Below are 14,402 nucleotides of genomic sequence, written 5' to 3' on the forward strand. Positions count from 1 at the left end.
GTTTATTGTTCACCAATAGTTCCAATTTTTCGGTTAGTATTGTCAGCGAGAACGTCATTGACGATGTTCGTTATTTGCTCCTTCAGTTCATTGATGAATTGTCCGGCATCGTATTTTCTGTGTTCTATGTCACGGAGTTTCTTTTCCCAAATACCAGTCAGTTCAGCCGATGTAAGAAGTCTTTCGTGAATAGTGTCGATCAGAGCAATTCCTGTTTCTGTAGCCTCAAGGTTCTTTTTCTGGCGTCGGATATAATGTCGCTTGAAGAGTGTCTCGATGATTCCCGCCCTTGACGATGGGCGTCCGATCCCATTTTCTTTGAGAGCAGCTCGCAAAGTGTCGTCGTCCACGAGTTTTCCAGCTGTTTCCATTGCGCGGAGCAACGAGGCTTCAGTGTAATGTTTAGGAGGAATGGTCTGTTTCTCGGTGAGTGTCGGAGTATGAGGACCCGATTCTCCTTTTGTAAAAGTAGGCAGAATGTTACCCGTAGGTTCTCCTGGCTTCACCATAGATGGGTTGACGATAGTCGCTTGCTGGTCAATGTTGTCTTGAGGCAAGTCATTGCCGTCCTCTTTCAGAGTGCCTCGTGGAGTTTCTTGTCGCTGATTATATACTGCACGCCATCCCTCGTCCAATATTTCCTTGCCACTCGCCTTGAATTCTATTTCGTCCACCTTCCCTAAAACGGTCGTTGTTGAGAATTTGCAGTCAGGATAGAATGCTGAGATAAAGCGTCTTGCAATGAGGTCGAAAACATTTTGCTCTGCGTTCGACAAGCCTTGTGGGATTATTCCTGTGGGGATAATGGCATGGTGGTCGGTCACTTTCGTTGAGTCGAAAACGTTTTTCGGTTTTGGCAGTGGCTTTCCCCCAAGTTTTTTCACAAATTCTGCGTATGGTTTCTTTCCCGAAAAGGCTGTCTGATATATTCCGTTCATGATTTTGGGACATTGATCATAGACATCGTCGGTCAGAAATTGCGTGTCAACACGCGGATAGGTTGTGAACTTTCGTTCATAAAGGCTTTGGATAGTGTTGAGCGTCATCTCGGCCGAATAGCCGAATTTTCGGTTGCAATCCACCTGTAGCGAAGTTAAATCGTAAAGTTGCTTGGGTTGTTCTGATCCCTTTTTCTTCGCAACACTTGTTATGGTGAAGGGCTTGCCATCTATGAGTGAGAATGTATTTTGGCCCTCCTCTTTTGTCGTGAACTTACCTTTAGTTGCTGTGAACTGGATGTTTCGATAGAGCGTCGCCAATACCCAATAGGGTTCTGGCTTGAAGTTGTCAATTTCTTTCTGACGTTCTACTATCAATGCGAGGGTGGGAGTCTGAACCCTCCCTATGGAAAGTATCTGCGCATTTTTACCATATCGGTTGTTTCCATATTTTAAGGTGTAGAGTCGTGTGGCATTCATGCCCAAAAGCCAGTCTCCGATGGCTCTTGAAAGTCCGGCAAGATAAAGCGGATCGTAATCTTTTTGGTCTTTCAAGTTTGCAAATCCTTGCTTGATGGCCTCATCCGTCATTGATGAAATCCAAAGTCTCTTAACGGGACATTTCACCTTTGCCTTCTGCATCACCCACCTTTGTATCAGCTCTCCCTCTTGCCCGGCATCGCCACAGTTGATGATTTCGTCAGCTCCTTGATACAATTTCTCTATGATGGCAAATTGTTTTATGATGCCTTCGTCTTCAATCAGCTTGATTCCGAAACGTGTCGGAATCATGGGTAGTGCCGCCAAACTCCAATATTTCCAGTTCTCAATATAGTCGTTAGGTTCTTTCAGTTCGCACAGGTGTCCGAATGTCCATGTCACCTGATACCCATTGCCTTCCATATAGCCATCATGAGAGCTTGTAGCTCCAAGGATACGGGCAATATCCCGTGCCACACTTGGTTTCTCTGCAATGCAAACTTTCATCTGTTCTGTTCCTGTTCTTCTTTTTTCAATCTTGCAAAGATAATAATATTTTTTCTTTTTTACAAGTCGTTCATAGTTCCCAGACGAATTTCAGGTTTTAGACTGGTTTTCCAAATCTTTACGCGATTTCGATTTGATAACCAGCCACACACCACTGAATACTAAGATGATGGCAATGCCCTGATTGAGCGTGAACACGCCAATGCCTGTTAATAGCGAAACCGTAACGGCGACAATAGGTTGCACGTAATTATAAACGCTGACTATGGTTGGACGAAGCACATGCTGGCCTATCATCATCAAAAGATAACTGACAAAAGTTCCAAAGAACACGGTGTAGCCCACTTCCATCCATGTCTTTGCTGAAATCAATCCAAAGTCATGATTGAGCAGCTCCTCCCCTGCAAATGGCAACACATAGGCCGATGCCCAGAGGAACATCCATCTGTTGATGGTGAAAACGGAATAACGCTTCACGAGTTTGTTGAACAGCGATAGGTAGAGGGCAAAACTAAGTTGTGCTCCTAAAACCATCAGGTCGCCACGGACATCGCCCACTTTGCTGTTCACGGCATTCATGCTTGTCAGTATTAGTATCACGGCCCCTGCACAGCCAATCGCAACTCCGCAAGCCTTTTTGAAGGTGATGGGCTCTTTAAGGATAAGGAATGCCAGCACCATGGCAAAGATTGGCATACTTGTGGTGATGACACTGGCGTTGACGGGCGAGGTGTAGCTAAGTCCCATCGTAAAGAGACATTGATTGCACGTCACACCGAACAGAGCAGCGGCTGCAAATAAAAAGACATCTTTCAGCGGAACTCTTTCGTACTTGACGAATAAAGAGCTGATCCAAAACAGTATCGCAGCACCTGAAACCCTGAATGCCACCATCTCCAATCCGCTGATACCATGAATCATGGCATCTTTTCCGATAGGCGACATCAGTCCCCATATAATAGCGGCACTTAGCATACATAAGTGAGCCGTCAATGCTTTCTTGTTACCCATTCTATTACAATAATTCCGAAAATTGAATACAAAGATAATAAATTTATCAGCAGTGGCAAGCATTGACACACCATAATCTTTGCTCTGTTTAAAGTTATTACACAATAGAACAACAAATGATTAATTCCTTTAATAATGTAGTTCCTTTTTGATCTATATTTCGTTATTGTCCTAAATATTTTCTACTTTTGTAGCAGAATAACGAACAAGATACAAACATTATGAAGATAGGGCTATTTATCCCGTGTTATGTGGATGCCTTGTACCCGGAGGTAGGTGTCGCCACGTATAAGCTTTTGCGAAAGCTCAAGTTGGATGTCGTTTATCCTGAGCGCCAGACTTGTTGTGGGCAACCGATGGCTAATGGAGGTTTCCAGCGTATGTCAGGCAAGTTGGCTGAAAAGTTTGACGATATATTCAAGGAGTTCGACTATGTTGTCACGCCGAGTGTGTCGTGTGCCTCCTTTGTGCGTGTCAACCACCCACAACTGCACACCCATGAGTGCAAGACACCTGAAACGACAATGGAGCTTGTCGAATTCTTGCACGATGTATTGAAAGTGAAAGAGCTTCCTGGCAGTTTCGACCACGTGGTCTCCGTACACAATTCATGCCACGGTGTCCGTGAGCTTGGCTTGAGTTCGCCTACTGAAGAGCACGTAAAGCGATTCAACAAGATAATAGATTTGTTGAAACTGAAGAAGGGCATCACCGTGAAAGAACCCGAACGTTCCGACGAGTGTTGCGGCTTTGGTGGTATGTTTGCAGTTGAGGAACCGGAGGTCAGCACTCGAATGGGTGTTGACAAGTTGCAGCGCCACATGGCTACGGGCGCAGAGTTTGTCACTGGACCTGACAGCTCCTGCCTGATGCACATGCAGGGAATAGCCAACAAGAATAAATATGGTATCCGTTTCAAGCATGTGGCTGAGATTTTGGCAGCAGGTATTTAAATTTAAACAAAGGGAATATGGCAACAAGTCATTCAAAGAAAGCGGCAGAGTTTTTAAAGAACGCTGACAAGATAACGCGACACGACCAGACTTTCTGGGGTCTTCGCAAGAAAAGAGACATCATGGCATCTCAACTTCCTGAGTGGGAGAACCTGAGAGAGCATGCCAGCGAGATAAAGGCACACACGTTGACACATTTGGCTGATTATCTGACACAGTTCTCCGACAATTTGGAGAAGAACGGGGTGATTGTCCATTGGGCAGGCGACGCACAGGAATTCAACGAGATAGCCTATGGCATTTTGGAATCACACAGAGTGAACAAGTTGGTGAAGTCTAAATCGATGCTCACCGAGGAGTGTGATATGAACGACTACCTCATCGAGCGAGGCATAGACGTGGTGGAAACCGACCTTGGTGAACGAATCCTCCAGTTGATGCACCTGCGCCCGTCGCACATTGTTGTTCCAGCCGTTCACCTTACGCGTGATGCGGTAGGCGAAATGTTCGAGCAAAAAGGTATATCAATAGATAAGGGCAACCACGACCCCACCTATCTGACCCAATGTGCACGCCACAGTCTGCGACAGGAATTTATCAAAGCTGAGGCAGGCATGACAGGATGCAATTTCGGCGTGGCCTCAACGGGTGATTGCGTAGTCTGCACCAACGAAGGCAATGCCGATATGAGTACGTCCTTCCCTAAACTCCACATCGTCGCTATGGGAATAGAAAAGGTGATTCCTGACTACGACTCGTTGGCCGTGTTCCAACGTCTGCTGTGCCGATGTGGTACTGGACAGCCCACGACAACTTTCACCTCGCATTTCCGTAAGGCCCGCCCCGACGGTGAGATGCACGTGATATTGGTTGACAACGGGCGTAGCGACATGATAGCCAACGAACGGCATTGGAAGACGTTGAAATGCATCCGTTGTGGTGCCTGTATGAATACTTGCCCTGTCTATCGCCGTTCAACGGGCTACTCCTACAGTTATTTCATTCCCGGCCCCATTGGAGTCAATCTTGGAATGTTGAAAAATCCTCAACTGCACAGTGGTAATGTCTCAGCCTGCTCGTTGTGTTTGAGTTGCGACCACGTGTGTCCCACCAAGGTTGAACCAGGCAGCCAGATATATAGTTGGAGACAGGAATTGGAAACATTCGGAACGGAAAACACTGAGAAAAAACTGATGGCAAGTGGCATGAAGATGGTATTTGAGAACTATCCACTCTACGACACTCTGCTCCGAACCTCGTCAGTGATGAATATGATTCCCCGCAAGTTTTTCGATTTCAAACTGAACGCATGGTCAATTGGGCATGAGATGATGAAATTTCCAAAGAAGCCATTCCATGAGATTTATAAGCAAGCAATGAAAGAGTTAGCAGAGGAGAAGCAATCATGAAGAAGGAAGAATTGTTGAACAAGCTGCGATTGGGAACAACGGTGCAGTTTGACATGCCGGAAGAACCGGTGAAGGGCATTGTATATAAAAATGTGGCTGAACAGTTTATCGAAATGTCGAAAACTGTTGGTGGAAAAGTGATTGAGGCGAAGCCTGACGATGATTTGAATGCCATTATACAATTGGCTTTCCCTGATGCGAAGGTATTGGCTTCCAATGTAGAAGGTATCACGGCAGATAAGAATCCTGATACGGTTGCCGATGCCTCGGAACTCAACGGTGTCGATGTGGGTATTGTCAGAGGCGATTTTGGTGTGGCAGAAAACGGTTGTATCTGGGTTCCGCAAACAATGAAGGAACGTGCCATCTGTTTCATTTCCGAGGAACTGGTGATACTGGTCGATCGTAGCAAGCTGGTCAACAACATGCATGAAGCCTATAAAATGTTGGAAATGAACCATTATGGCTATGGGGTGTTCATATCAGGGCCAAGCAAAACAGCCGATATAGAACAGGCATTGGTCATGGGGGCACAGGCGGCGCATGGGTTAACTGTCATCTTGATAGATAAATAGTCGTCCCTCAAGAACCCAACTTACAACCAACAGATAGTAGTGGATACCCCCTTGTTTCGTTAAAGTTGGAATCCACTCCTTGAATACTCCATTTTATGATGGTTCGAATAAGGTACAAAAGAAACCGCGTGGCTCTTTTGAAGTTGAATGCAGCCGCAGCGAGCATCACGTTGATGGCATCACCCAAGAGACCCTTGTGGAAGTTCCTCCCCAAGGTACTGTCCTATAAAAGTGTGTAAGTTTCATTTTTCCTTTTTTATAGTTTACAAATACAAAGATAAGAAAAAAGGAGCTTACACACTTTTATAGGACAGTACCATGCAACGACATGCAACAGCCCATTCAACTCCGAAAAGGTCAAGAGAATGCTTCTGTGCCTTGTCGAAAAGATGAATGGGCTGATGAGGATGGTGGTTATCGTTTAACTACTTTCTTGCCACCGATGATGTAGATGCCCTTTGGCAGTGACTCGAACTGTTGTTCGCCTTTGCCTACCATTACACCTTGCAGGTTGTATATGAGCATTGGCTCATGGCTGATGTGCGGAGCAGCGATTGCTGCAGTTGCGTCTTTTGCCATGTAGAACGGTGTCTTGAGAATGCGCTCCCATTTAGGTACGTATTTCATCCCACCCTGGATGAAGTCTTCTTGTTCCTCGACCTTATAACCATCTACGTAAATGGCATATTGCGCCCCAGCGGCAACGTTGTCTATCGAGAACGGTATTTCCTTCGTGCTATTGGCGGGAATGATGTCTGCCAGCGAGATTTTGTTTTCAAGGTAAGCCTCGTTTGTATTGCCTTTCTTGCAACGCAGTTCAATGTCGAATCCACCGCAATAGTCAGCATTCTCGCTGTTGGTCACAATGAGTTTTCCCTTCATGGCAGGAGCTTGGAAAGCATTTTCTTCACTTTGTTCGATTTTCACCTCAACCGAAGGAAGTTTTTTCGACTTAGGTTCAGTAATGGTAATGTTTCCTCTGGAGCTGATAGTGACGCCCGATTTGCATTCGAAGGAGTAGTCAAACTCTCCAACCTCCTTTGGATAAAGCTCAAACACCACGTCTGTCGTCTGTCCTGCTGGCAGGAAGGTGGTGGTAGAAGCCACATAGTCATACTTGAAGAGCATGTCGAAGGTGTCGTACAACTCGTCGCCTTTGTTCTCTATGGTGAGGGTGACGAACAAGGGACGTCCTGCCTCCTTGCTACCTTTTACGTCCACTTTCTTCACCACTAAAATAGGCTTGGCAGTGGAGGTCTTCAGTTCCGTGTCGGTAATCTCTATCTCCTGCGCCATGTCTCCAATGCCGCCACAGGCTTTCCATTCGTTTTCTCCTTGAATGCGGTAAACGGGTAGTACGGTGTACTTTCCGTTGGCGAGGGTGTGCGGTATGTTGAAGTTCGCTTCGTTCCTTTGTATCTTGCCGTCGGTCTTGAACGCAGAGCTGAACAGCTTTACGGCGTTTATTAATCTACCTCCCTGCCAAAAGCCTATGCCGCAATCGGCATCAAAGGCTTCGCCGTAATTGTTCACGCATTTCATGGTGATGTCAAAATCCGTGAAGTCATCGCTACTGTTCGAGCGGCTTTGATCTTGTAGGGGCGTCATCTCCTTGACGTCCACAATTTTGGGAAATACGTCAGCACCTTCGCTTGGTCTGAATCCGATGATAGCTCCTTGCTCGCGCGTGTAGATACTGGGCAGTTGCGTAAATCCATATTCGCGTGGCGAAAGAACCGACAGGCGATAGTAGCCGTTGAATTGACCTCCCCAGCCCCAGTTGATGTGAAAGTAGTCGCCTTCTTTGTAGCCATCGCAGACAAAGGCGTGACCATAGTTGTACACCACATCTTCGGCAAAGTAATATACGGGTCGTTTGGCTTTCAACTCATTGTATATCAGGTTGCACCATTCCTCGCTGGTATAGCGGTCTCTGAAAACACGGTGCATGTCCTTAGAGTAGCCAAACAATCGGGTAAGGAACAATATCACGTTGTAGGAATCGGCACCCGAATCATCAGCGGTATAATCCATGTACACCGCCTGTCCCACATACCTCATCAGCTTAGCCACTGCGTCTTGCTGTTGCTGGGTGGTGGGAATGCGGTACGAAGGCAGAATGTCGTTCCACTCGAAGGTACTCTCGGCAAGCTCGGGCACCTGCAGACGAGCCGACGGAGCTGTGTAGGCAGGTATGGCGGGAGCCTTCTTTGGGTACTGATAGTAGCCCATGATTTGGGCTGCTGCCGTGGCAACGCATCCCGTGACACAGTGCTTGTCTTGGTGCATGGGTGTTTGTTGGTTGTAGGGACCGTACTGACTCCATGTAGTTTTCAGCAACGGTTCGATGGGCTGTAGCGTTCTGTTGGCGCGAGTGGTGGCAGGCTTTGTGGTGGTAGGCATGTTGTTCAGCATGCTCACCTCCTGTCGATATTGTGCCAAGAGCATCTTTAGCGATGCAGGACATTGCTGCTCGTCGTATGTTCCCTCTTCTGCATAACCTAACACGTCAACCGTGCGATCGTCAGCAGAGGCGATGACGAAGCCCTGTCCCTTACCTACGTTGAAAATGTAGTAAGCATTGGTACTTGCCACCTCTTTGAGTGAGGGTACGGCTTGTGAAGCTCGTGTAACGACATGTGAGTTAGTACTTGCATGACTCTTGATAAAAGTCAATGCAGCTTGTCGGGCTTGTTGTCTGCCCACAGGGGCGGAAAAAGCCACAGTTGTTGCGCATAGCAACGCTAAAGTTGTAAAAATTTTCCTCATATTTAATTTATTAGTATAAAAAGTAATTCTGGTAGTGTCCTTAAAAGAGTGTAATTCATTTTTCCTTTCTCTGTACTTCCACTGCTTTTTCCTGACTTCGTCATCGTGTCACCCAGAAATATAAATCATCCATTACTTCTTGCAAGAATGTAAAAAATCTGGTTATTTTTCGTATAAAGGGGGGCGAGCTTGCTATTTTACTTGCCTTTTTGCACGTCACCCTAAGTAACAAAGATGATCATTGATTATCATGTACTTACAAATATGTCTTGAAAAAGTGACGAAGTCAGGAGGAATCCAGCCCTATTGTTTTAGGCTCAAAAGGTTTTGCGGACAGCAATAGTTTTTTTTATCTTGTGTTTTTGTGTAACACGAGGTATAGCCTAAGGTAAATTTGATAAAATAAAAAGCCCCACCTCCAGTATGTATAGAATAACCTTTGTTTTATGGTGCACAGAATGTGATGTTTCTATGCACGTTTTCTTTAGGTACATCTTTAATACATTCTATGGGTGGGGAACAATGTGCGTTACTTAACTAAAACCTTTTTCCCATTGACGATATAAACGCCACGTTTCAATGTGTTGACTGTTTGTGCATCTGCATGGTTCATGTATCTCTTGCCGGTGATGTCGTATACTCCAAACTTTCCCTGAGACGCCTTAACACCACGGATACCAGTAACAATGTTGTTGGCTGCATTTTTCCAGCCATTTGCGCTTCTGTATTTATCCTCGCTTCCTGCTGGCACTTCCAATACAAAATCGTCATCAAAGCCAGTGAAAATGTTTACCCAATCAACAGGATCCATTTTGATGCCTCCATTGATAAAGTCTTCACCTCCATCAAGGGTTTGGGGCGGATTTACAGCAAGGCATACTGCTTTCTTTATATTGTTGCAGTCACCAAAAGCGCCCTCATCGGTACCAAAGAACGTTTTGAGCGTCTTTGGCAAGTACACCTCTTCACATTGAACATTGTGAGCAAAAGCTCCCATGCCAATTGTTTCTACTTGTGTTTGTGAAAGGTCTACCTTCTTAAGATTGCAGTTGTAGAATGCTTTAGCGTTTATTTCCTTTAGATTTTTCGGGAAAGTAACAGTCTCTAAAGCCTTGCACTCTTCAAAGGCACTCTCGCCAATTATGGAGATGTTGTCGGGTAATGTTATGGACCTAAGGACAGAACAATGTTTGAAACATTCTTTCCTTAGTGCAGTCAGTGAGTTTGGTAATTTTACTTCCGTAAGGCTTTGACAATCCCAGAAGATGTATTCGCCAAGGCTTGTTATCCCCTCTTCCACCACTACCTTTTTGATTAAGGAACGGTTTAATGTGTGGTTGTCTGTTCCCCATGCATAAACAGAGTTACCATCTGCGTGTTGCATCTCTCCAGTTCCGCTAATGGTAAGTGTGCCATCATTGGTAAACGTCCATTTCAAATTATCACCAATAGTGCCGTTTACGTTGCCTGCGAATGCACCCATGCAAACGAACAGGCTCATTGTTAACATGTAAATTTTTCTCATACTATAAAAATATTAAATTAAACATATTTAGGTAAAACCTATTTCATGATGTTTAGCAAGAGAAGGCAGGCATTTATAATGCCCATGCCTTCTTATTTCTTAGGTACAACTACTTTCTTGACCTCAAAGTCAACCGATGAGTTGTTTGTATCGGATAATCTTTTTCCATTGAAACGTCGAGTAATCATCTTGCCTGCACCAACGTCTATCTTGTCATCAGCCTTTTCGTAAACGCCATTCCAACCTTTGTCCAGTGTACCCGATATAGGGAAACTTTTTTCAGTAGCAGCTCCTTTGAACCTTACGTTTACAGCATCTACGACCCATTGGTTAGGTAAGAACATGAAAATTTGTGAATGTGAGTGATGTCCACTCTCGTTCCACATGACATAGCGTCCATACTTTGCCGTCGGCTCTTCAATTTCTTTAAGCAACGCTTCATTTACCTTGGCATTGTTCATGTTCTCTTTTATCTTCTCGATAGGTTCTGCCAAACGTATCAGCGCAATGGTGAAGTTACGCTCAAATCCGAAAGGTACATACTCATCGTCGTCTTCATCCCATACTCCGACTTTCGATTTGTCTTCTTTCATTCTGTTTTCCTGTTCTTTGTCGTTTTCCTTGCAATAGAGGAACGTCATGTGTGGAACGTTTTCGTTACCATTCTGTCCCCATTCAAAGTCGGCTTTGGAAAGGTCAATAAGCTTTTCGACACCTTTGTATTTGGTTGGATCTTCTCCATTCTCTGTCAAGTACTTCTTGTATCCTTCCGCATGATTGATGGCTCTCATGGCAATAACGATGGTTTTGCCTGCCTTTACGATGTATGGCATGCCACTTTTATCTTTAGGGAAACCAATCATATTGGAAACGCCAAACCCTTTCTGTCTATAATCGCAATTAGGTTTGTCAAAGTTGATCTTGTCAACAGCGTTGTACTGACAGAGTGCCAAAGCCATGTTCTCAAGGCTTATGTCATGGTCGGTTGGGTTGTAGACGGAAATAAACTTGTCATCCGTTTCTTCAGATTTGTCGCCGTTGGGTGTCTCCACGAAGTCTCCAGCATAGTAAATGTCTTTTATAATCAGGTCTGCGCTTTCTGTTTCAGCGGTATTTTTCTTTTCTTCTGGCTGTCCGTCACGTGTGCAGTTTGCGAAAAGCGCAATTGTTGCCAAGGCGCATAGCATCATATTCTTCATTTGCTTGTCTCATTTATATCAATTATTGTTGTTTCGTTATTCTTGTATGTCTCAACTATTATTTCTTCTTGGTACGTGCATTGATGGAGTTGACTTTCCAATATGCAGTCATGTCTAACGGCTTTCCATTGCTGTCGCGTCTGCACAATGATGGTACACCTTTCGTGTAGTTCAGTGCAGAACTCATCTCGGCTACAAATCCCTTTCCATTGCTACGACGAATCAGCGCACCTTGTAATTGCGAAGGATCGAATGACGGATTAGAAAAGTCATTAATTCCAAATATCCGCTTGCAAACACTTGCCGTTCCTCTGTCGTACCACCATACTTTTTCTTTCTTTTCTTCTGTTCCTTCCATTACGGGGTGTCCTGTCGCATCATATACTGTTACAGAGCTTGGACCTGTCAGCAAGTCCATTTTCTTCTCTGTCGAAGGGCAAATGGTAATGAAGTCGACAACCCAATTGTAATTCAGCTCAATAGCATTGATGCCTCCCATACCAGTTGTGTTATATATCATGTGGTAGTATGCCGTTGGGTATTTTCTGTTCTTTTCTAATTCTCTTTTCTTCAGCGGATCTGTCTCGTCATTAATTTGGTCCTGCTCGGTTCCATACAAATCATATAGTCGATACCAATTGTTACGTGAGCGTGGCGATTCGTCAGGATAAAATCCATTTTCGTCTTTGGTATGAGGTTTGGATGCATCGCCATCAGGGAGCTTCACCAAAGCCATGCGCATACTCTGACTTGGCCCCTTAAATGGAAGTTCATCCCACAAAACAAGGTCACGCATGTTTGGAATATCCTTGTTGTCAAATTTGTCGTTAGGGTCGCACATTCCGTTTTTCGGTGAATGCTGGTTGCACAATTCAAAGGTCTTGTCCTTTGGAAGTTTACTATAGTCGGGCAGAGCCTCCCAGCCATAGTAATCTTTCTTTGCCTCTTCTTCTGTGATCTCATTCTCGGCAAGGAATTTCTTCTTGTGATCACACGCATACTTCACTACAATGACACTGTCGCCCGGCTCTATGATATGTGGTTTTTTTGTTACAGGATTGTTGGGGAAGTACGACATTCCTCCAATGCCATAATACCGTTTGGTAAAATCTCCAGCTCCGTCCTTTTGGAACGAAAATTGGATACTTGGGTCAACGGCATGATATGCGAGTGCCATGTTGGCAAGCGATATCGGTTGATTGGTAGGATTGTATATCACCAGATAGTTGGCATCCTCGTATCTGCTATATTGGCTTTTGAAGCCCATGGAAGACAAATCCCTATAAGTGCAGTAACCAATGTAAAAAACTTCTTTGAAAATGAGGTGATCCACTGTTGAACTTGCATCTGTTCTGTCAGGCATGTCGCCATCTCTCTGGCATGCTGTGAAAAGGGTTGATAATGCGATGAACGCTAATATTAAGGTGTAATTTATTTTTTTCATATCTTTCTTTTGTTTATTTGTACTGATAATTTTTGTTGTTTATAATAATTGTATGAATTAGAGGAACCAGTTTCCAAATGCGCCAAAGCCATGCGTCTTTACATTTTGGCTTGCATCGTATGCTTGTTTTCCAGTTAATCCAATCTCTCTGCCTAAGTAGAAATAATATGGTTCTGCTGGAGAAACGTTTGTTGGGTCGGAATCGAACCTATTGCAATACACTTTGATAGGTATGTTAAAGCGTATAAGCTCTTTCCATTCAGGAACCTCAAGGGTCGTATTCTTCGATTGCCAGAAAGGATTATAGAATGGCGCACAGGCTTTTTCACTCTTCATCCCGTCCCAAAATCCAGCATAGTCCAGTTCCTTGTTGGCAATAGTAGCCTTAGGAATGTATGCCTTCTTTCCCTTTTGACATTTCATTACTCTTACGGAAAGATAGAAGTATGGCAATATATATGAAGGACGGCTATATACTACAGACTCACCAGAAAAACCTTTTACCATGAAAGGCCATGTGTCTTTTTTCTCTCCAGACCCATATCGTCCATCTATTTCAGGTCTAAAATTAGATGATGGCTCGTTAGCTTCATAGTAAAAGTTGATATGTCCTTTTAGCCCTACACAGTCCTTGTCATAGGAAACGCATGAATTAGCATCGGTGGCATCAAGGGGTGGCAGCAACCTAATGTTGTAAAACTCGCGCATACCGTCAGCCATAGCATTCTGATGCCATGTGTCACGGTAGGCATATTCAAACAAATTCTTGGTTGCATTTTGTCTACGCATGATAATATCGTGACCTAAAGTTTCATCCTTATCTACTCCTTCGAAATAAGGTGATACGACTGGATGCTCGTCTACTTTGCCATCTTTCCCATTTTTGTCAACTTCCCATGTACCTCTACAGTCTTCAATCTTGTATGGATTCCCCTTATCGTCCACGTCGCTAATGGTAAAGAATATTTGATACTCATCAGAGTGCTTGTATATCTCATCATTAAGCAGCTTTCCATCTTTATCCAAGAAGTACAGGCATATACCCCAAAGGTTTTTATCTCCACCTATAAGGCGAATGTAGGGTTGCTGGGGAGTAGGTTTGCCTAACTTCTTCTCAAAAACGGTTTGAATACTTTTTTCCCACTCTACCTTTACAGTAGGAAACTTTTGTGAGTTGTTTTCTACGATGACAAATTCTTCTTGTCTCCATGGTGCTGCTGGGTAAACATAATTGCCATGAAATTTCTCATCACCGTGTGAGTGTCCTTCCTTGAACATGACTAAGCAGCGAGCCCAGTTGTTGAATGCGCCATCTTGGTCGGGATTACTCATGGTGTCACCAAAGGGAGCTTTTTTCTTCAAGCTGTCAACCATGGCATCCGCACCGCTGTGTGGTACTTCTTTGTATTCAAGTGGATTTTCGTTGTAATTGATGTTCATGTTACCAAAGATGAAATCATCGCATGATGTACATAGCATCAATATAAGAACGAAGCAAAAACTATATTTTTTCATTTTATTTTTTTATGTAAATTTCTTGATTAGATAGTCCAATATAATTGGCACTTTGCTACATACTCTCACTCCTCTTA

Annotated in this window: 10 protein-coding genes and 1 pseudogene; 3 read left to right on the top strand and 8 right to left on the bottom strand. The window is 44.2% G+C overall.

Going from position 1 to position 14,402, the window contains the following annotated elements; all coding sequences use genetic code 11:
- Positions 1 to 2: 2 nt before the first annotated feature.
- Entirely contained in the window at positions 3 to 1,925 is a 1,923-nt protein-coding gene (locus H515_RS0110910; RefSeq protein WP_028901949.1) for a DNA topoisomerase 3, read from the bottom strand.
- A gap of 90 nt (positions 1,926 to 2,015) precedes the next feature.
- On the bottom strand, positions 2,016 to 2,936 hold the full coding sequence (locus H515_RS0110915) for a DMT family transporter (RefSeq protein WP_028901950.1): 921 nt from the start codon (positions 2,934 to 2,936) through the stop codon (positions 2,016 to 2,018).
- Positions 2,937 to 3,157: 221 nt separating this feature from the next.
- Between H515_RS0110915 and H515_RS0110920 the strand changes: the two genes are divergently transcribed.
- From H515_RS0110920 to H515_RS0110930, 3 genes are read left to right on the top strand one after another with little or no spacing between them, the layout of a single operon-like run.
- Positions 3,158 to 3,889 carry a (Fe-S)-binding protein gene (locus H515_RS0110920; protein ID WP_025875557.1) on the top strand — a complete coding sequence of 244 codons (732 nt, stop codon included), beginning with the start codon at positions 3,158 to 3,160 and terminating at the stop codon, positions 3,887 to 3,889.
- Positions 3,890 to 3,906: 17 nt separating this feature from the next.
- Positions 3,907 to 5,298, top strand: a complete 1,392-nt coding sequence (locus H515_RS0110925) for a lactate utilization protein B (RefSeq protein ID WP_028901951.1) — start codon at positions 3,907 to 3,909, stop codon at positions 5,296 to 5,298.
- Complete coding sequence (locus tag H515_RS0110930; protein ID WP_025877680.1) at positions 5,295 to 5,873, top strand: LutC/YkgG family protein; 579 nt, start codon at positions 5,295 to 5,297, stop codon at positions 5,871 to 5,873. The genes H515_RS0110925 and H515_RS0110930 overlap by 4 nt, the downstream gene beginning before the upstream one ends.
- Positions 5,874 to 5,880: 7 nt before the next feature.
- On the opposite strand, the pseudogene H515_RS15130 reads toward H515_RS0110930, so the two are convergent.
- The 6 genes and pseudogenes from H515_RS15130 to H515_RS0110955 form a co-directional block, all read right to left on the bottom strand.
- A pseudogene (locus tag H515_RS15130) lies at positions 5,881 to 6,096 on the bottom strand (hypothetical protein); the annotation flags it as partial.
- 191 nt (positions 6,097 to 6,287) lie between these two features.
- Positions 6,288 to 8,642, bottom strand: a complete 2,355-nt coding sequence (locus H515_RS13475) for a C10 family peptidase (RefSeq protein WP_238300171.1) — start codon at positions 8,640 to 8,642, stop codon at positions 6,288 to 6,290.
- A 529-nt stretch (positions 8,643 to 9,171) separates the two neighbouring features.
- The gene (locus H515_RS0110940) at positions 9,172 to 10,167 is read right to left on the bottom strand and encodes a leucine-rich repeat domain-containing protein (protein WP_025877678.1); all 996 of its coding nucleotides are present in this window, start codon (positions 10,165 to 10,167) and stop codon (positions 9,172 to 9,174) included.
- Positions 10,168 to 10,259: 92 nt separating this feature from the next.
- Positions 10,260 to 11,366: a DUF4876 domain-containing protein gene (locus H515_RS0110945; protein WP_025877676.1), complete on the bottom strand. Its 1,107-nt coding sequence runs from the start codon at positions 11,364 to 11,366 to the stop codon at positions 10,260 to 10,262.
- A gap of 58 nt (positions 11,367 to 11,424) precedes the next feature.
- Positions 11,425 to 12,810, bottom strand: a complete 1,386-nt coding sequence (locus H515_RS0110950; protein WP_028901952.1) for a hypothetical protein — start codon at positions 12,808 to 12,810, stop codon at positions 11,425 to 11,427.
- A 57-nt stretch (positions 12,811 to 12,867) separates the two neighbouring features.
- Complete coding sequence (locus H515_RS0110955) at positions 12,868 to 14,325, bottom strand: hypothetical protein (RefSeq protein WP_028901953.1); 1,458 nt, start codon at positions 14,323 to 14,325, stop codon at positions 12,868 to 12,870.
- Positions 14,326 to 14,402: the final 77 nt, after the last annotated feature.

Source organism: Prevotella corporis DSM 18810 = JCM 8529, from assembly GCF_000430525.1.
GTDB lineage: Bacteria > Bacteroidota > Bacteroidia > Bacteroidales > Bacteroidaceae > Prevotella > Prevotella corporis.

What these genes read in the sequence shown, in the direction of transcription:
- H515_RS0110950 (WP_028901952.1), bottom strand. Translation starts at nt 12,810, where the DNA reads ATGAAAAAAATAAATTACACCTTAATATTAGCGTTCATCGCATTATCA.
- H515_RS0110915 (WP_028901950.1), bottom strand. Translation starts at nt 2,936, where the DNA reads ATGGGTAACAAGAAAGCATTGACGGCTCACTTATGTATGCTAAGTGCC.
- H515_RS0110955 (WP_028901953.1), bottom strand. Translation starts at nt 14,325, where the DNA reads ATGAAAAAATATAGTTTTTGCTTCGTTCTTATATTGATGCTATGTACA.
- H515_RS0110920 (WP_025875557.1), top strand. Translation starts at nt 3,158, where the DNA reads ATGAAGATAGGGCTATTTATCCCGTGTTATGTGGATGCCTTGTACCCG.
- H515_RS13475 (WP_238300171.1), bottom strand. Translation starts at nt 8,642, where the DNA reads ATGAGGAAAATTTTTACAACTTTAGCGTTGCTATGCGCAACAACTGTG.
- H515_RS0110945 (WP_025877676.1), bottom strand. Translation starts at nt 11,366, where the DNA reads ATGAAGAATATGATGCTATGCGCCTTGGCAACAATTGCGCTTTTCGCA.
- H515_RS0110940 (WP_025877678.1), bottom strand. Translation starts at nt 10,167, where the DNA reads ATGAGAAAAATTTACATGTTAACAATGAGCCTGTTCGTTTGCATGGGT.
- H515_RS0110910 (WP_028901949.1), bottom strand. Translation starts at nt 1,925, where the DNA reads ATGAAAGTTTGCATTGCAGAGAAACCAAGTGTGGCACGGGATATTGCC.
- H515_RS0110925 (WP_028901951.1), top strand. Translation starts at nt 3,907, where the DNA reads ATGGCAACAAGTCATTCAAAGAAAGCGGCAGAGTTTTTAAAGAACGCT.
- H515_RS0110930 (WP_025877680.1), top strand. Translation starts at nt 5,295, where the DNA reads ATGAAGAAGGAAGAATTGTTGAACAAGCTGCGATTGGGAACAACGGTG.